We start from the raw sequence: 18316 nt of genomic DNA, 5'->3' as shown, positions 1-18316 counted from the left end.
ACGCTCCTAAGAGCGTCTCAAGGTGTTTTTATTTGGTAGAGCTCACCTGCAGAAGGTGGGCTTCTTTGGTTTTGTTGAAATGCGTCAAGGTGAAGAGGTAATCGCCTTTGTAGTAGCTGTTCGTGTAGGTGCCATTCCCAGCGCCGACATCGGTCTCCATCACGACGTAGCCGGCATCGTTAGGCTCGCCGCGCTTTTTGACGGTCTCGATGGCTGGCTGCAGCAGCGCCAATGGCTTCGAGCCCCAAATGCTGAGCGAAGTGACGACGGCCTCCTTCGGGTTGCCCTTCGCCGGCTCTACCAGCAGCGACAGCTGGTAGGCCGGATAGCTCAGCAGCAGCTTCACGCCCACTGGCGTTGCTGCTGCAGCTTTCGGGCCGGCCGCAGCCCCCACGGCGGCCTCTCCAGCCGCCGCATCAACTCCCGCGGAGGCGTCAACCGACGCCTCCTGGCCTGCAAGCAGGACGCTGGCATCCTGCAGCGTCACCTCGGCCGGTTTGCCCAGCAAGTCTTCAACTTTCTTGCTGGACAAACCGAGGAAGCCCTGCAGGCTGGCCTGGCCGCCTGCAAAAAAGCTCCGCAGCAGCGGCGCGCCGTCTGCGTCAAATACCGTGCCAAGGCCGTCATAGACGCCGGTCTTGAAATCGCCCTTGTAGACGAGTTTGCCCAACTCGTCATAAGCTTCTCCGGCGCCGTTCAAGACGCCGCTCACATACGTGCCCTTGAAGCGGGGCACGCCCTTCTCATCGAAGGCGGTGCCCTCCCCGCCATACGTGCCTGCAAGGAACTGGCCTTTATATTTCATCAGGCCGCTGGCATAAAACTCAGTGCCTTCGCCGGAGTAGCTGCCGTTCAGGAAGCCGCCTTCATATGTAAGAAGGCCTTTTGTATCATAAAGCTTGCCTGCCCCGCTATATTGTCCGGCTGCAAATTCCCCTTCATATCGGGCGATGCCGCCTGAAGAGAACAGCTTGCCCGCCCCGTTGTATAAGCCGCCGTTAAACGCACCTTCGTAGAGCAGGTCGCCGCTTGGGGCAAATAATTTCCCGGCCCCGCCGTACTTGCCGTTTTGAAATTCGCCGATATACAGCACTTTTTGGTTGGTATCGTACAAAGTGCCCGCCCCGTTGTAAGCATCTCCGGCAAAAGCGCCCTTATACAGCAGCGTGCCATGCTCGTCATAGAGAGAACCTGCGCCTGATTTCTGCCCCTTCTCGAAGTCGCCTTCATAAGCCAGATTGCCGTTCTTGTGATACAGCTTGCCTTTCCCCGCATAGAGACCGTCAACTAAATCGCCCACGTAGCGGGCATCTTTTTCAGCGCCAACCACTTTGCCGTTTCCGGAAAATCCAGTCAGCTTCGGCGTGTTTTCCTGAAGGACTGGCACCCGGTGCAGCCATTTATTTATAATTGCCGGCGGCTTAATAAAGATAAAAAAGATCAAAACGAGAATCAGCAAGGTAATGAAGAGAAGCAGCCGTTTGGAGACGTAATACGAGCCGATCAACACATAATTTTTTAATGAGGTTTCACGCGTTTGCAGCATGACCCTTAGCATCTGTTGAAGCTTGATGATCGCAAGTTTAGGCAGCCTTCCAACGGTTTGGATGGCTTTCATGACATGGCCGATGAAAGGTGCGACGACAGGTTTTAGCACTTTTTCAAGGGTTTTGACCGGCTGAATCTCCAAATGATTTCACTCCTAGAAGGATGATCGATTTTTGAAACAAGGTATTAGGGCACTTGAATGGTCATTTGTCCAGGCTGCTGAATTTGAATGACGCCGCCCCAATTGCACATGCACTTGGAGGAGTTGTTCAGAGCAGGCATGTTCGCGACGAGCACAGTTGGCGATCCTGACGCCCATGGCGCTGCTGTTACCGGAATGCAGGGCATGGGAGTCAGCGCGCCGAACGCCGCCGCGGTCGCAGCTGCAACCGTAGGATTGGCCATCGAATTGCACATCCCAAACGGTAAAATATTCACCATCGGCTTATTATCCATGATGTTCGCGATGGGCATTGCGGTCATAACCATATTGGCCGGCAGCACCATTAACGAACTGGGAGCGGCACCGAAGGAGCACTGAAGCATCGCACCGCCGCAAACGAGGTTTCCCATGGTTTTCTCTCCTTATATATATCAGCTATGTAAGAATTGTTTTTCAATGTTAAGTGGGAGGAACTTGAGAGATTGGATCATCTTGATGAGCTTAAGACTGTTTTTCAGCGCTAACGGGGTGGAATTTGGATCGTTCCGGTCTGTTTCCATTACTTTTATACTACTAGAAAAGCTGGTAACCATCAATCAATTACTAGTTTCGATTCTATTCGCTAAGTTTCTCCAAAAGATGGATGCGAGAGTGAGGGAGATATTGTACTATAAAAGAAGAGTTGCAAGCGAGCGGAGGGATTCATTGTGGCAAGGTTAAAAGCAGTAAAGCTGGGACTTGCGATGCTGCTGTCAACAGCTCCGGTTATGGCGATAGGGCCGGCGGCGGAAGCTGCGTCAGTAAAGGCTTTGACCATGAAAGAAGCGATGGATCAAGGGGTGAAAATAAGTTCCGTACTGCGGGACGCCAAAACGGATATTTCGAAAAAAAAGCTGGAGCTGGAGCAGGCCCAGCATGCGGTTAAAAGCGAGGAGGCGAAGGCATCCGGACTTTTTGCCAAGCCCCGCAATTTGAGTCAAGACTTGACGACCCGGTTGAAGGTGCCGGAGGCCAACAAACAGCTCTATATTGCCCAGGAAACGCTGCGTCAATCGATGAATACGGTTCGTTTCGATGTACAGAAAGCGTATCTGGCGGCTTATCAGGCTGGAACAACGGAGGAGAATGCACGCAAGAAGTGGGAAGAAGCCAAGACGGATGTGGACACGGTGGCAAAGAAGCGGAAATTCGGGCTTGCGGACAGCGCCGAGCAGGATAAGGCGGATAAGGCGTTGGAGAAGGCCGCATCCGACTACAAACAGGCCCAATTGACAGCCAAATCGAGTCGTCTGGCACTCGGCAATCTGCTTCATTTGGATATGGAAAATAAGGTCCAGCTTTCGTTCGAACCGGATTATGCGAATCTCGATCAGAAGCAGCTGCCAAGCTACATCAATAGCGCGCTGAAGTCGACGCTTAGCCTGCTCAAGGATACGGAAGATCGGCGGTTGGCCGATCATAAACTAAGCACGACGCGCGATTTGTACAGTTCCAAATTTGGAAGCAGCCGGATGAAGGTCATGGATGGGTTGTATAAGGCCAAGGATATAGACATGGAGATGTTCCTGGCCAGTTATGAGACGACTCTTTCTCAGGTGAAAAAGGAGTGGGAAGGATATTTCCTTTTACTTGGCTTTATTCCTATTCCAAAATCGCTGCTTCAAGGGGAGTTTGACGGGCTGCGTTACTTGGACGATTTACGCGATGCGCTGCCGATTGCCACCATGGAACAGAACAAGGCTGCGCTTCAAGAGAAGGAGAGCAGAGCGGCGGTTATTGCTGCCGTGAGGGCGTCCTATATGGAGGCAAAAGGTGCGGAAGAAAGCTACGCGCAGGCTTTGCGCGATAAAGATAGCGCAGTAAGCGCATTGGGCAGTGCGACCCAGAAAGTGAAGCTCAGCTTGATGAAAACCGAAGAGCTTGCACCGTATAAGGAAGCGGTGAGCAAGGCGGACGAGCAAATCCTTTCTGCGCAAATGAGTTATGAAACGGCACTGGGCAAGCTGGATATCGATACAGGCGGGGCTGTTGAAAAAACGCTGAAGAAAGGCATCCTGCCATATCGGAATTTGGATGACGGACTCGCTGCCGTCAAAGCACAAAATCCGAAAGCGCCTGCGGGCACTTGGAAGCTGAAGCCGGCTGTAGGTCCGCTGCTCAGTGATTTTAGCGTGACGGTGAACAAGAAGCTCGGCGCAACGGAATATGCGGTATTTACCAAAGACGGCGTTCCGGTCGGCAAACGGGTCAAAGTCAATAAAGCGGTGCGGAATTTAACGCTTAAATTCAGTCAAATCGACAGCCTGAAGGTTGTGCTGTACGCAAAAGGGAAACCGATAAGCGAGCTGCTGCTGGAGGGCAAAGGAACTGCCGGGCAGTTGGCAGCGCAAGTCGTTGATAGTGGCGATGGCGCAACAACTGGCGGAAGCTCAGCAGGAGACGGAACCGCAGGCAGTGGAGCAGCCGGTGAAGGAAGCAACGGTGCAAGCGGGGCCGGCAGTGAGAGCGGCCCAGGTGCTGACGAGGAGAAAGGACTAGGCACGGTAATTATTGGTTCCTACAAGGTGCAGTTGGATGCACTGACGCCGGAAGCCTACAATGCGGCCTCTGCGACGATGTCGGCATCAGGACAGGGAATTTTTTATAAAGCGGATGAGCCTGGTGCGGTCTGGTACGGCATGGACAATGTCGTAGACCCAAGCGTTTTAGCTGATAAGACGAGTTCTGCTGCGCTTTCGAAGGAAGACGAAGCGGCTCTGAAAGTCACCGTCGAAATAACGAAGCCGGGTGCGATTGCTTCTTTGCAAACGCCTGAGCAGCTGCAGCAGCAGATTGACACGCTGAAGAAAGACATTGTGAAGCTGGAAGCGGCCAAAGAAACGGCCGTTACGGATTTGAAGCTGAGCGAGATCGCTGATCTGGCGGTCGAGATCAAGGATGCGCAGGCCCAGCTCGGGATGCTGGAGGCGCTGCAGAAGGGCGACAGCCAAGCAGCTCTTAAGCAGATGGAGTTGGTGAACAACCCGGACGCGCTGATCGCAGCGCTGTCTGAGGAAACCGAGACACCGCCGGGCGAACCGGGCGGTGAAGAACCCCCAGGCGGCACAGCGCCTGGGAATGGCGCGGCCAGCGAAGATGCGCTGGCCGGGAAGGCTGAGCTCCAGCAGACAAAGCTGGAGCAAGCTCTCGCCGCCGGCGAGCCGGAAGCTGCAGCAGCGGCGCTGCAGCAGCTCCTGGCGACGCAGGCGCAGCTTGCGGATGCGCAGACGGGCGCATCCGAGGGGCAGGCTTCGCTCGAAGACGCGAAGCAGAAGCTTGAGGCTGCGCTGAAGCTGGCGCAGGCGCAGGCGCAGGGGGACACGGAGCGGGTCGCGACGCTGACCCGCTCGGTCGAGGCCGTCGCCGAGGCGATGGCGACGGCGAAGAAGGACCTGCTGTTCGCGCAGCTGGACGCCGTGCAGACACTTTCGGCAGCACTGCCGCAAGATGTAGGCGTGCAGCAGCAGCTTGAACAGCAGGTGAAGAAGCTGCTGAAGGACCTGCAGCAGCTGGAGAAGGCCAAGTACGGCCCGGATGAGCAGCAGGCACTGGCCGAAGTTTCAGCGACTTTGTCGCATATAACCGAGGTGGGTAGCGGCACACCCGTCGCGATTCAACCGATTCCGGCAGAAAGCGTGCTTTCTCCCAACATTTTCATCAAATTCGATGCACCGCCTGTTATAATAAACGGGCAGGCATATTTACCTATAAGATCCGTATCGGAATCGTTCGGTGCCGCTGTGGATTGGGACCAAGACAGTCTCACGGTAACGGTCAGCACGGAGTACAGGACCATCACGAACCGCATCCATGATGACAAAGCTTATGTTGATGGCGAGCCTGTGCAAATCGATGGCCCCGCTTATTTGCTGGAAGGAAGAACCTATGTGCCGTTAAGGTTCATAGCGGAATCCCTAGGCCTGCTGGTGGATTGGAACGCATCGGCACAAATCATTCAGATTTCAAATTAAGAGGAGATTAAGAGCGATGAAGAAATCGATTGCGGCATTGCTGCTCGTACTGCTGCTTCTGGGTGCTGCTGGAACTTACCTCGGGTCATACCGGGAGAGCTTCACACTATGGCCTTTTCACAAGAGCATGCCTTTCGACGGTTTATCGAAGGCGATCTCTGATGGGCATAACAATTTATTTGTTATTGATAACGCGAAGAAAACCATTCACAAACTGAATGGGGTCGGTGTTCTGCAATACTCTATTACGAGTGAGACTGGGAAGAACGGGGAAGTGTACCGTTTTAACGATATGGCTGTCGACGATTCAGGATATCTCTACACGATTCGTACGCTGCTTGATCCGTATGGCATTTCCGTTAAATCTGAGCAGATTGTTCGTTATACGCCGGAAGGTCAGTTCGATCGCAGTTTGTTTTCGCAGGAATACAATGACGCGGGAGATCAGCGGTACAGACTGGGATCTTTGCGAAACGTCCAGGTTCACGATGGGAAGGTTTACTTTTTCAATGATGAAGTACAGCAGTTAACCCTTTATCAATCTCCGACTGGCCTAGATGAGCAATCCGAGCCTAAGTCCATATTCACGATAAAGCTCCCGCAAAATAAATATGTCTCCGAAGCGGACGGCTTTAAGCCAGGAGACATCTACTATTCGACGCGCAGCGGAGAAATTTACCGCGCTTTCGGCGATGGGCATTCCGAGCTTGTTTATCCGCTTGAGGGACTGGACCGCACAAGGCGCAATTTCCCGGAGAGCATGCACTTGGACAATCAGGGGCGCCTGATTTTCATCGATTTTAACAACAAGATGATTTCCCGGCTCGATCCCAAGCAGCCTTACACGATCGAAGGCCTTGTGACGGAGGAAAAGGCTGCGGCCAGCGGCGTAGAGCTTGCCTTTGATGCCACGTCGAGCTCGATTGCGGAGGACGGCAGTCTGATTATCGTAGAACCGGCGCAGATCAATCGCCGTCTGCCTGACGGGACGATTACTCCGTCCATGGTAGAAGCCTTGTACAGCAAGCCGGCTAGAATGAGTGCGTTTATTCTTTGGTCGGTCGCCGTGGCGGCGTTGTTGCTTGTGCTTTATGCGATCAAACTTTTCTTCTTCAACCTGCTGCAACGCCGGCTTCCTTTGATGATGAAGCAGATTCTCATTTTGGTGCCGGTCATCGCGGTTTCCATGATTCTGTTGTCGACGGTGATTTACGAGAGCTTCTCGAAGAAAATGGAAGAAGAAACGTTCAGCGAACTTGTTTTGCTGGCTAAGAACGGTCAAAATCTGGTGGACGGCGATAAGCTGGAGAGCCTGACATCACCGCTGGATTACAACGGAGCGATCTATCAAACTTTCCGCAAAAAGATTCAGTCTGTTTTCGAAAATAACGCACGGGATGATAATCAAGGCTTTTACAAAGCCGTTTATAAATATGAGAATGGCATTATTTATCGGATTCTGGAAGATGATGACGGCATGCATATGTTCAATCCGTTTCAACAAACGCCAGAGAACCAGCAGGTTGTGCTGGAAGGCAAGCCGGCTACAGGACAGTGGCAGGACTTCTCCGGCGAATGGCGCTATGCCATTGCACCTATTTTTAACTCGGCGGGTAAAATTGTCGGTGTATTTGAAACAAGTAAAAATCTGGACGGCATCCTCAAACATCGTCAAATCGTCTTGAAATCGATTATCCGCAATATTGCGCTCATTTCTGTCGGTTTGCTGCTTGTGCTCGTTTTGATGACGTATGTATTGCTTTCTTCGATTCGAAAGCTGCGCAACAGCGTCGGTGAGATTGCCAAGGGCAATTGGGATACGGTCGTAACGATCAACACGCGGGATGAGGTGTCAGATCTGGGCGACAGCGTCAATACGATGGCAGCGCGCATCCGGGATTATATTACTAAGGTAGAGAACTTTAGTCAGTCCTACTATCGTTTCGTTCCTCAGCAGTTTTTGCGATTCCTGAACAAGGAAAGCATTCTGGAGGTTCAGCTAGGCGATCAGGTGGAGAAAAACATGTCGATTTTGATTTTTAATATCCGGGGCTTTTATCTCCTGTCCAAAAGGCTTACGCCGGAAGAGAACTTCAACTTCGTCAATTCGTTTCTTAGCCGATTCGGCCCTTATGTCCGCAAGCATCAAGGTCTCATGAACAAGTACTTGGGCGCAGGCTTCATGGCCCTTTTCCCGAATCAGGCGGATGAAGCGCTGCAGGCGTGTATTGAAATGCGCAAGGAGCTGGAACTTTACAATTCGCATCGGGCAAAAGTCGGCTATTCTCCGCTCGATTTCGGCATCGGTCTGCATAAAGGGCCGCTTCGACTCGGAATCATCGGCGAGGAGCAGCGCTTGGAGGGCAATGTGATCTCCGACGGAGTGAATGTGGCGGCGGTGCTTGAGAAAATGACGGAGCCGCTTGGCGCGTCGATTCTCATTACCAATCATGTGGTGCAATCGCTTCAGCAGCCGTCTGGCTTCCAATACCGCAACCTGGGATTGATTCAGGTAGAAGGGGTGAAGGAGCCGCTTCGCCTGTTCGACGTCTATCAGGGCGATCCGGATACGATTCGGGCGCTGAAAGAGAAGACCAAGGTTTTATTCGAGCAAGCTGTCACTTACTACCAGGTAGGCCGTTTTTATGATGCCCGGGAAGCTTTCTTGATGGTCATTAAGCAAAATCGCCAGGATAAGGCGGCACAGCTTTATTTCTATATTTGCGATGAATATTTCCAGAACGGTACGACAGCAGAGTGGAATGGGACATTATCTGTTTCGTGATGAAAGAGGAGAACCTGACATGCAAGTGCACCAGCTAACGAATGAGGAAGACGCAAGCCGGATTACCGAATTTTATTTATCCGCATCATCTTTTGATGATCAGCGGCATACACCTGGGGAATTAGAGCATTTTCGCAATGCTCCCCTGCTTAGCTTGACGCAGCGCAATCATCGGCATTGGTTCATCGAGAATGAAGCTGGAAACATTATTGCCGTAACGAGCTGCAAAGAGAATGAGCATCAATCCGGCGGATTTTTATGGGATTACTTAGCCGTACACCGTGAGTACCGGAGGCATGGCCTCGCGAAAATTTTGTTCCAAGCTCTGGAGACGTTTTCCAGAGAGGCGGGTGGGCGCTATATTTTAACGTATACATGTGACTTGCCTGAATATCAGCCCATTCAAAACATGTTCCGGGCGAACGGCTTTGAAATCATCGGCACTTATCCGAATTACTATTATGAAGGCGAAGCCAGATTAGCTTTCTACAAAACGCTTCTCTGAGACAAATGAACCGATAGATTGGACCTGATGATATGCAAGGAAGCTTAACGAGATGGATGGGACTGCGTTCGGAGGATATCCGAAAGTTGTGGATGATGCTGCCGATCTTTTATTTTAGCGGGATTGCCGAGTCTTTGAACTATACAGCGTTCATGGCTCTTTTTAACCAAAGATTCGGCGTGCAGTATTTGCCCTATATCTATATTGTCGAAGCGGCCATCATGCCTCTGGAGGGCTGGCTGCTGGCGAAGCTCGCCAACCGAATGCCGAAGGCTAAAATGATGACGACGCTCTATCTGATCATGATCGGCTTACTGGTGTTGAACGGTGCGGTGCTGCTGGGCTTCAAGCTGGGCGGCGTTGATTTCCGCTACTATTATCCCATTCTGTTCCTTTCCTCGAACTTTGTTGTAAGGCAGCTGACGCTGCTCTTATGGAGCACGGCATTTGATTTATGTCCTACTCAGCAAGCCAAAAGACTAATGCCGGTGTTCATCGCTTCAACGACAACAGGGGGGATTACCGCCGGTTTAATCGCTCACCAAATCGGCAAGCTGCTCGGTACGGAAGCTGTTTACGCGCTTGCTCCTGTGCTGATGGTGTTCGGCTTCATCTTTTTTCGTAAGGCGCTGGCGCGTTATTTGGCTCCGCTAACGTTAAAAGAAGATCTGCGACTGAAAAATCAGAACGGACCGGGCAACGCTGAGGGAGAAGATCAGCTGCCTGCGGGCTACTACGCGAAGCAGATGCTGCGCAGCCCGTTCTTGCTGTGCGCTATTGCGTTAATGACGCTGATGCCGGCCGTGTATTTTATGATCGAGTACCAGTACTTTACTGCGACGGAAGCTAGGTTTCCGCAGGAGGGGGATTTAACCTCTTTTTACGGTTTAATTACGGCTATTCAATTTACATTCTGTTTGTTGCTGCAAACGGTGTCTACACGCTTAATGAACTGGCTAGGCGCAAGCAATATGCTGCTGGCGATTACGATCTTATTTTTCGGCGGCTTCTGGCTTACCGCGTTATTTATCAATCAGTCGATTGGATTGGCGATGGTTTCGGGTTCCTATGCCGTTTTTTATATTTTGCTTTATTACATAGCGGAGCCGTGTTATCAGCTCTTTTTCAAAATGATGCCGATCTCAAAACGGGATGGCTATCGTTATTTTGCTCAGGGCGTAGCTGCCTCCGGCGGTATTTTAATCGGCTCCTTGCTGTCGCTGCTTCACTCTTTCGGTCTGATTCAGCTGTCGCCTCTGGCTTGGCTAGGCGTGGGTCTAGCTGCGATCCTCGTCATTGTCGCATGGTACGGAAGACATTTGTACATCCGTGAGCTGGTCAAAAGCGTACAATCACTGCGTGCCGATCTATCGGACATAGCGGAGTCCTTTATCGGGGGTATCCGCAGTTCCAAAGCGCTATCCGCCATGCTTGACTACTTGAAGCATCCGAACGATTATGTGCGGGAGCTGGCGCTCGAAGTGATCGGCAAAGCGAAGGACTCCGCGTTCCTGCCGCACTTGATCGGGATGATCGGAGAAGAGAGCTCACGAATCCGCATTGCCGTGCTGCGGGCGATGAATCTTCAAAGCGCTACGATTCAGGATCTCGTACAGGTCGCATCGTTCCTGGAGGATGAGGATCCGGAGGTGCGCGCAGAAAGCGTTAAACTCATTTCAAGGGCCACGCATCTGCGAAGCCAGTCGCACTTTTTTATTCGCGTCAAGCTGCTGGATAACCACCCGAAAGTTGTGCATGAAGGGGTTAAGGCGCTTTACGCGCTCGAAAGTGAAGAGAGCTATCAGGCCTGTGACGAGGCGATTATCAAAATGCTGGATAACGGCGGGGAATGGGCGGTATATGGCTGCCATACCGTAGCGGATCTGAAGCTGAGCTCGTATTCCGCTTGGGTGCTGACGCTGCTCGATGATCACCGGCCAGCGGTCAAAGTTGCCGCTGCAGCGTGTCTCGGTAAGCTTTGCCAAGTTGAGGCGATTCCGGTTCTCTTGAGCATGGTGCCGCTAGCGGATCAAGAGCTGCGCAAAGCGATTCTTCAAGCTTTGGTAGATATGGGCGATAAAGCTCTGCCAGCCCTGTCGGGCAGCGTGAATCATGCGAATCCTTTTATTTGGAACGCAGCGGTTACTGCCCTTGCAGAACTGTTGGATGAAAATGAAATAAGAACACAACTCGTTGATCGCTGTGTAAGCCGTATGCTTGCTTCTACGCATGAACGGGCGTTGCCGGCGGCACTGCTGCAGCTAGGCATGGACGGGCTAGCCGAGCTGGCAAACCAGCGGTGCGCAGAGCTGCACAATGCGCTGGTCGGCGGCGCCTGGGCCGTCATGGCCAAGTTCGTCGACGAACGGGTTGTCGCGACACTCCGTGAAGCTACCAAGGACGAGAGCGAAGAAGTTCGCGATAATGCGCTTGAAGTGCTTGCTGAGGGGCTCGGCGACCGCAAGTTAGCTTCAGCGCTGCTGGAGCTGTTGAAGCAAGGGACGTCCCGCAGCGAAACGGCGGTAACGGAGCCGCTCGTACTTTTGCAAGAGGCTGCAGCGTGGTCAGACGATTGGCTGAAAGAGATTGCCGTTTACGCACGAAGTTCATTGGAGCGTGATGAAATGAGAGAAGAACGCAAGTTTTTGACCATGCTCGATAAAGTTATTTTCCTGAAGCAGGTTTCCTTATTCGCTGATCTGTCGGTGGACGAACTAGGCTTAATCGCCGGCATTGCAACGGAAGAAGTACACGAAGACCTGACGTATTTGCTGCGTCGCGGGCAAAGTAATTCAGCGATGTATTTAATCATCGAGGGCAATGTTGAGTTAAGCAATGAGACCGGTGTCGGCGAGACGGGAACAATCGGCGTTCTTGGACCTAAGCAGGCGTTGGGAGAAACGACCGCTTTAGACGGATCGCCTTCCTCGATTACAGCACAGGCCATATTCGATGAAGTGCGTGTGCTTGTGCTGCAAGGAGAAAGCCTTTCCCGCCTAGTGAGACTGTACCCGGAGATCGGCATCGGGCTGCTGCATGCCTCGAGTGCTCGCGTCCGTTTGTTGGAAAACATGCTACTGAAAATGGCTTAAGCTGGATAGGTGTACGAGCAGAGAGGGTGGGAATGCCGTGTCATTAGAGACCATCGTGTTAAGCAACGATCTGAAGGAGCTGGAGCGGCTTGGGGCATTCTTAAAAGGCTTGTCACAATCGATGGACATGGATGAACAAACGTTATTCCAACTGAATCTGGTCTGCGACGAGCTTGCAACAAATATCATTCTCTACGGATATCCCCCGGACGAGCGCGGCCTGCATGCCATCCGCATTGATATCGGGGCTTCGGCGGATGGCTGGGAGCTTTGTATGACAGATCGCGGAATTCCCTTTAATCCGCTGTTGAGGGCAAGCCCGCGCGTTGATCTTAGCGTGGACGAGCGTGGAATCGGCGGTCTGGGCATTCACTTCGTGAAACAAGTGATGGATGATATCCGCTATGAGCGTTTAAATGAAGAAAATGTGCTGATGATGACCAAAAGGCGGATTCAAGAGGAGGGAATCTCATGAATATCCATGAGCAAATTCAGGGTGATATCGTACTGCTAAGCTTGAACGGCAGACTGGATGCAAATACATCCGCTAGCTTGGAAGCGGCTTTCGCGAAGCTGGTCGAGCAGGGGAAGGGCAAGTTTGTTTTTGATCTGCAAGGACTTGATTATGTCAGCTCCGCAGGACTTAGAAGCTTGCTTTCCGCAGCCAAAATGATCAAGGTCATTCAAGGCAAGCTGGCGCTCGCGCGCATGAACGAGCATGTCAAAGAAGTGTTTGATATGTCGGGGTTTAGTTCGATTTTTTCGATCTATGAGAAGGAAGCGGATGCGATCCATGCCATTTCTTAACGCTGCGAACGGGACTTTGAGGAAGGGTGAAGAGTTGAGGAGGCGTACTTGATGAATATCGTCGCAGGTGTTCTTCTTCTTGTCTGTTTGGTGATCGGTATCGTATGGCAGCTCAGCGAGCGAAGGCGCAAAACGGCTGAGCTGGAGCTTCAGCGGACGATGCAGCTGTTCGATGTCAGCTTGGAAGTGAATTCGACGATTCAGAAGCAGGATTTGTTGATCAAAATCATGGAGACCTCTTCGCGCATCATGAATGCGGAAGCGTCTTCCGTTATTTTGGTCGATGAGGAAAAGGGCGAGCTGTTTTTTGACCTTGCGCTCGGCGAGAAAGGCGATGAAGTCCGCGAAATTCGCCTCAAAATTGGCGAAGGCATCGCTGGCTGGGTCGCACAGACCGGCCGATCGGTCAAAATTGACGATGCGGCGCAGGACGAGCGCTGGTCGTCCAAGGTTGCCAAGCGAGTCGAGTATCCAACGCGCAGCATGCTTTGCGTGCCGCTCGCAAGCAAAGGTAAGATCATTGGCGTCCTGCAGGTGCTGAACAAGCGGGATTTCGCGCATTTCACCGACCGTGATTTACAGCTGCTGGAGTCTATTGCCTCTCCGATCGCTGCGTCCTTGGAAAATGCCATGCTCTACGATGCGCTGGAGAAAACGACGGCTGCCAAGGAGCGGATGGAAAGTGAGCTGCGCATCGCAACAGACATTCAAATGGGCTTCCTGCCACGTCATGGCTTGCAGATGACCAGCGCTTCGGCAGCGGGTTACAGTGATACCGATGGGATTGCAGCTGCTGCTGAGACACAGGCGTATATACGTCCGGCTCGCGAAGTAGGCGGGGATTTCTATGATTATTTTCGCATCGGTGAAGACAAGCTGTTCTTTGTTTTAGGGGATGTTTCGGATAAAGGGATTCCTGCGGCGCTATTCATGGCCGTTACGATGACCTTGCTCAAAGGTAAAATGTCGCCTGGGATGTCGCCCGGAGAGCTGCTTACCGCCGTGAATCAGGAGCTGTATAAAGACGATTCGACGATGTTTGCGACGATTTTCTGCGGTGTGCTCGAAGTAGGCACGGGGAAGCTGCTGTACAGTGACGGCGGCCATTGTCCTCCATATGTAGTGCGTGAGAGCGGGGACGTGGAACAGTTGAAGGGGAGAAAGGGACTTCCGCTTGGCGTCATGGATGACATGCTTTACTCCGATAATGAAGTAAATCTTGGTTTGGGTGACCGTATTATTTTGTTTACGGACGGCATTACGGAAGCAGAGAATCGGCAGCAGGAGCAGTACGGTTTCCTGCGCCTTCACGAGTTGTTGAAAAAGGAGCTGTCCGCTCAGCAAATGCAAATGCTGGATCACATCGCCCGGGACGTAGACCGATTCGCTGACGGAGCTATCCAATCAGACGATATTGCCGTACTTATTGTAGATCGAAAACCATTCAAATGTAACCTCAAAGATACACAGGTATGATATAGTGAAATTAGATGACATCGTGCGCTCAGACACGGAAAATGATGGGGCGCAATCCGTCAATAGACGGCATTTTTGCTCAGTACTACCATTCTAGGAGGGTTCATATGCCAATGCACCAATCGCGTATCAACAGGCAGCCAGATACTTCCCTGCATCAACACCATCGCACCAAGAGCAATGCCCACGAACAGTCTGCTGGAGCAGATCTTATGAATATACAGCGGACCATTGGCAACAAAGCGGTAGGCAGCATGCTGTCGGTACAGACGAAGCTGACAGTTGGACCCGCTGGAGATGCCTATGAACAAGAGGCGGACCGAGTCGGAGCAGAAGTAGCGGATCATATTGCAGCTTCTGAAAATAGCGGGGCATCAGCTGCTGATGTTCAGCGAAGCGAGGGCGGAGAGTCTGAAGAGGAAGAGCTGCAGATGAAGCCTTCATCGGAGACGATACAACGAAGTGAGGGCGGAGAGTCTGAGGAGGAAGAGCTGCAGATGAAGCCTTTGTCGGAGACGATACAGCGAAGCGAGGGCGGAGAGTCTGAGGAGGAAGAGCTGCAGATGAAGCCTTCATCGGAGACGATACAGCGAAGCGAGGGCGGAGAGTCTGAGGAGGAAGAGCTGCAGATGAAGCCTTCATCGGAGACGATACAGCGAAGCGAGGGTGGAGAGTCTGAGGAGGAAGAGCTGCAGATGAAGCCTTCATCGGAGACGATACAGCGAAGCGAGGGTGGAGAGTCTGAAGAGGAAGAGCTGCAGATGAAGGCGTCCGACGACGGAGCGTTTGAGGCAGGGGCGTCGATTGAATCGCAGATTAAATCCAAGCAAGGCAGCGGGTCCAAAATGGACGCTCAAATTCAAGCAAAGATGGAGTCAGCTTTTAAAGCGGATTTCAGTCAAGTAAATATCCATAATGATTCAGAGTCGTCGAAGCTTAACGCTTCCCTAGGTGCGGAAGCCTTTGCGACAGGGAATGATATCTTTTTCCGTGAAGGCCGATATAACCCGGATTCTCGTCAAGGGCAGGAGCTGCTCGGGCACGAATTAACGCATGTCATTCAACAGCGAGGCGGCAAATAGGCGTACCCGATTATGGGCAGCAGGTAACCTCAAGTCACCTGTTGCTTTTTCGCATACAGGAACAAATTGCATAAAGGAGTCACGTCTGATGGCACAAGGTAACCAGCACCAATCCAAATCAGCAGGTCTTTCACAACAGAAGGCTGCGCAATCACAAAAAGTAAAGACAAGCGGTATGGCTTCGCCTCAGACGTCTCCTCTGGCTAGAGACTTCTTTATGCAGATGCAGCGAACTGCCGGGAATCGCGCGACCCAAACTTACGCGATTCAAATGATTCAACGGAATCCACAGCAGCAGGCGGTCGCCCCACCGTCTACGGTGCCAGTGCCGACAGCGGCCCCGTCGCAGACAGCACCAGCACAGGCTGCGCCAGTGCCTGTGGTGGCCCCGACTGCAGCACCAGCGTCTGACTCGCTCAAAGAGGGGGCCGATACCGGGGCAGGTATCATTTCCGCTTTTAGTGAAAGCTTCGGCAATAAGTCAGACGATTTCAAAGATGCCTACGACACGACCAAAGATGCCAGTCTGGCGCAGCAATCGGCATCGCATGGCGCGGTTGCCGCCACAGCGGATTTGATCGGCGGTCCTTTTCAAATTTTGAGCGCGATTAGAGAGACCCTCTCCATCTCTGAGGACGGTGACCGTACCGACCATAATAAACGTTGGAACTATGCAGCCACTGGTTCATCCATGATCGAATCCAGCGGTAAAATGGTCAGCGGCTCCGCCGGCTTGGTCGATAAAGCTGCCAAATCCACCGGTAATACCGACGGTGTCGGCGCTTCCTCGTCAGTAAGTGATTACACCGGTACTGTAGCAGAAGCGATTTCTGCTGTGAAAAGCACCATTATGGCTGTTAAATCCATCTATGATATGTATAGCAAGCATTCGGAGAATGGCGGGCTCGATAAGGGCGAAACAGCCAAAGGTGTCATCGATGTGATAAGCAATGCGATTCAGGCTGCCCAATCAGGGCTCAAAGTCGCCAAAGGCATTATGGAAATTATGGAGACAAGCACAGCAAGTTTGACTAGCGTTATTCCGGGTGTCAGCATCGCCGTGAGCGGTGTAAAAATTGCCATCAAAACGGTTGACGTCATCAAAGCAGGTTTAAACCGCTCGGCGATGACTGCGCTGAAACGTGACTTTAAGGGCAAGAATGCGGGGAAATCTTTTGTAACGGCTAAAAGATGGTTCCGGAATGCCGGCGTGGACAAAGAGAAGCTGAAGATTCATAAGCAGGTGCTCGAAGCCAGAAAAGCGCAGGGCGACGCACAAGCAGAGACGGAACTCGAAGAAATTGCGCAGTATGAACTCGCCAAAGAAATGAAAAATATTAACGTGAAGCGCACGAACCGCGGAGGTCTGCAAATTGGTATCGAGTTAACCAAAATCGCAGGAGACATCGCTACGCTGACAGGTGTAGGTGCTCAGGTCGGCACACCGCTCAAAATCGTTGCCTCTGGCGTCGGTGCTGCGATGCCTGTCGTCCGATCGTTGAAACAAGCTGGACGTGACCGAGCTGCGAAAGCCGGAGCTTGGGGAATAACGAAGGCGGTCTTCAATGCGGATAAATCAACCGAGAAGAAACAGGAACGACGTGCAAAGGATGCGGATCTGATTATCCATATGATCCAGAGTCTTCCTGGGTTAACACCGGCAGCAGCGACGCCAACAGTTGCACCAGCACCAGCGCCAGCGGCACCAGCACCAGTTCCGGCAGCAACCGCGATGGCACCGACAACAGCCGCACCGGCCCCTGCAGCGGCAACCGCGCCAACAACAGCCGCACCAGCACCGGCAACGCCAAGCGCAGCGGCACCAACCGCAGCCGTACCAGCGCCGGCAACGCCAGATCCAGCCGTTCTTGCACGGTACTCTCAAGTAAAAAGCTATGTCGAAGCAGCGGGTGTAAGTTTGCCTGCTCTTGAGAAGTTTAAAGATGATCGGGATAAACTAAGAAGCAAACTAATTGAAGCAATGGGACAAAGAGAATAGAAGGGTGAAGATACATGCTGCCAGACCTTGTACACGCGCGCCATTTGGCGCAGTTAGGGCTTTTGAAAGATATTTTGGATGAGACAGGCCTTGCCACGAATTTGTTGGAAAAATCAGAAGCGATTCCGCTTCATGTGCTGATGGCTGGTTTTCAGGAGGATAAAAAAGAGCGGGAACGCTTTCTGCATTTTAGCTTTTTGCCTTTGAACGACGAGGAGATCACTTCTATCCAGCTGCTGCAAATTTACAGTACACTTCCATTTCACCTCGAAGAAGGAAAACGCGATGAGGTTGCCTCTGTTTTGCTAGAGATCAATACGCGATTGCCTATCGGCCATTTTGGCATCAATGAGCATAACGAGCTGCATTACCGATATGTTTACAGCATTTCAGCTGCGCGTTCTTTTAATAGCGAGGAAGTATTGGAGATTTTGAGCTTATTCGTTTATATGTGCGATATGTTTGCCGAGCATGTGGAGCTGGTGGCCAGCGGTGAAGCCAGTGCAGAGCAGGTTGTTCAGGCATTGCGAGGCTAGCTTAGGTAAAAGGTAAATGTACAAACGCCGAAAAGGGCTGTCTCAAACGTAGATAAACCTACGAATGGGAAGCCCTTTTTCAGTAGATAAGAAAGTATAAGTTTTATACTTTTGCTTCGCATCTACCTTGATAAACGCGCTCGTCCTAAAAGGACGACGAAGTCGTTTCTCCTTGGTACGCACCAGCCCTTAAGGGAACTAGTGTCCGCTATTTGTGGGAAATCGACGCATTTCCTTTTTTAAGCGGAACTACAGGGCCTTATTTGCCCCTTGGACCGCACATTCAACCCAAACTGGCGAAATAGCGGACCAT

The 18316-nt window shown here is 52.0% G+C and carries 12 protein-coding genes; 10 read left to right on the top strand and 2 right to left on the bottom strand.

Features of this window, described 5'->3' with window-relative positions:
* Positions 1-28: 28 nt before the first annotated feature.
* On the bottom strand, positions 29-1690 hold the full coding sequence (locus tag J2Z65_RS26915; protein ID WP_167065843.1) for an MORN repeat-containing protein: 1662 nt from the start codon (positions 1688-1690) through the stop codon (positions 29-31).
* Positions 1691-1734: 44 nt separating this feature from the next.
* Positions 1735-2121, bottom strand: a complete 387-nt coding sequence (locus J2Z65_RS26910) for a DUF4280 domain-containing protein (protein WP_167065840.1) — start codon at positions 2119-2121, stop codon at positions 1735-1737.
* A 297-nt stretch (positions 2122-2418) separates the two neighbouring features.
* Here J2Z65_RS26910 and J2Z65_RS35965 point away from each other — a divergent pair, with 297 nt between their 5' ends.
* The 10 genes from J2Z65_RS35965 (at position 2419) to J2Z65_RS26860 (ending at position 18003) form a co-directional block, all read left to right on the top strand.
* On the top strand, positions 2419-5721 hold the full coding sequence (locus J2Z65_RS35965) for a stalk domain-containing protein (protein ID WP_167065837.1): 3303 nt from the start codon (positions 2419-2421) through the stop codon (positions 5719-5721).
* Positions 5722-5737: 16 nt separating this feature from the next.
* Positions 5738-8506 carry an adenylate/guanylate cyclase domain-containing protein gene (locus J2Z65_RS26900; RefSeq protein WP_167065834.1) on the top strand — a complete coding sequence of 923 codons (2769 nt, stop codon included), beginning with the start codon at positions 5738-5740 and terminating at the stop codon, positions 8504-8506.
* A 19-nt stretch (positions 8507-8525) separates the two neighbouring features.
* Positions 8526-9011 carry a GNAT family N-acetyltransferase gene (locus tag J2Z65_RS26895; protein ID WP_167065831.1) on the top strand — a complete coding sequence of 162 codons (486 nt, stop codon included), beginning with the start codon at positions 8526-8528 and terminating at the stop codon, positions 9009-9011.
* Between the two features lie 56 nt (positions 9012-9067).
* Positions 9068-12103 (top strand): HEAT repeat domain-containing protein, encoded by a 3036-nt coding sequence (locus tag J2Z65_RS26890; protein WP_167065828.1) that lies wholly within the window; start codon positions 9068-9070, stop codon positions 12101-12103.
* 37 nt (positions 12104-12140) lie between these two features.
* Positions 12141-12578 carry an ATP-binding protein gene (locus J2Z65_RS26885; RefSeq protein ID WP_167065825.1) on the top strand — a complete coding sequence of 146 codons (438 nt, stop codon included), beginning with the start codon at positions 12141-12143 and terminating at the stop codon, positions 12576-12578.
* Positions 12575-12910, top strand: a complete 336-nt coding sequence (locus J2Z65_RS26880) for an STAS domain-containing protein (RefSeq protein ID WP_167065822.1) — start codon at positions 12575-12577, stop codon at positions 12908-12910. Before J2Z65_RS26885 ends, J2Z65_RS26880 begins: the two co-directional genes overlap by 4 nt.
* Before the next feature lie 51 nt (positions 12911-12961).
* A complete protein-coding gene (locus J2Z65_RS26875; RefSeq protein ID WP_167065819.1) occupies positions 12962-14386 on the top strand; it encodes a PP2C family protein-serine/threonine phosphatase in 1425 nt (474 codons plus the stop codon).
* Between the two features lie 107 nt (positions 14387-14493).
* Positions 14494-15468 (top strand): eCIS core domain-containing protein, encoded by a 975-nt coding sequence (locus J2Z65_RS26870; RefSeq protein ID WP_209856180.1) that lies wholly within the window; start codon positions 14494-14496, stop codon positions 15466-15468.
* A gap of 88 nt (positions 15469-15556) precedes the next feature.
* Positions 15557-17467 (top strand): hypothetical protein, encoded by a 1911-nt coding sequence (locus J2Z65_RS26865; RefSeq protein WP_193581107.1) that lies wholly within the window; start codon positions 15557-15559, stop codon positions 17465-17467.
* A gap of 14 nt (positions 17468-17481) precedes the next feature.
* A complete protein-coding gene (locus J2Z65_RS26860) occupies positions 17482-18003 on the top strand; it encodes a YbjN domain-containing protein (RefSeq protein ID WP_167065813.1) in 522 nt (173 codons plus the stop codon).
* Positions 18004-18316 lie beyond the last annotated feature (313 nt).

Origin of the sequence: Paenibacillus aceris (assembly GCF_017874035.1) — a bacterium.
Taxonomy (GTDB): Bacteria; Bacillota; Bacilli; order Paenibacillales; family NBRC-103111; genus Paenibacillus_E; species Paenibacillus_E aceris.
This window is presented reverse-complemented; position numbering and strand designations above follow the sequence as displayed.

What these genes read in the sequence shown, in the direction of transcription:
- J2Z65_RS26910 (WP_167065840.1), bottom strand. Translation starts at nt 2,121, where the DNA reads ATGGGAAACCTCGTTTGCGGCGGTGCGATGCTTCAGTGCTCCTTCGGT.
- J2Z65_RS26900 (WP_167065834.1), top strand. Translation starts at nt 5,738, where the DNA reads ATGAAGAAATCGATTGCGGCATTGCTGCTCGTACTGCTGCTTCTGGGT.
- J2Z65_RS26895 (WP_167065831.1), top strand. Translation starts at nt 8,526, where the DNA reads ATGCAAGTGCACCAGCTAACGAATGAGGAAGACGCAAGCCGGATTACC.
- J2Z65_RS26890 (WP_167065828.1), top strand. Translation starts at nt 9,068, where the DNA reads ATGGGACTGCGTTCGGAGGATATCCGAAAGTTGTGGATGATGCTGCCG.
- J2Z65_RS26880 (WP_167065822.1), top strand. Translation starts at nt 12,575, where the DNA reads ATGAATATCCATGAGCAAATTCAGGGTGATATCGTACTGCTAAGCTTG.
- J2Z65_RS26875 (WP_167065819.1), top strand. Translation starts at nt 12,962, where the DNA reads ATGAATATCGTCGCAGGTGTTCTTCTTCTTGTCTGTTTGGTGATCGGT.
- J2Z65_RS26870 (WP_209856180.1), top strand. Translation starts at nt 14,494, where the DNA reads ATGCCAATGCACCAATCGCGTATCAACAGGCAGCCAGATACTTCCCTG.
- J2Z65_RS26865 (WP_193581107.1), top strand. Translation starts at nt 15,557, where the DNA reads ATGGCACAAGGTAACCAGCACCAATCCAAATCAGCAGGTCTTTCACAA.
- J2Z65_RS26860 (WP_167065813.1), top strand. Translation starts at nt 17,482, where the DNA reads ATGCTGCCAGACCTTGTACACGCGCGCCATTTGGCGCAGTTAGGGCTT.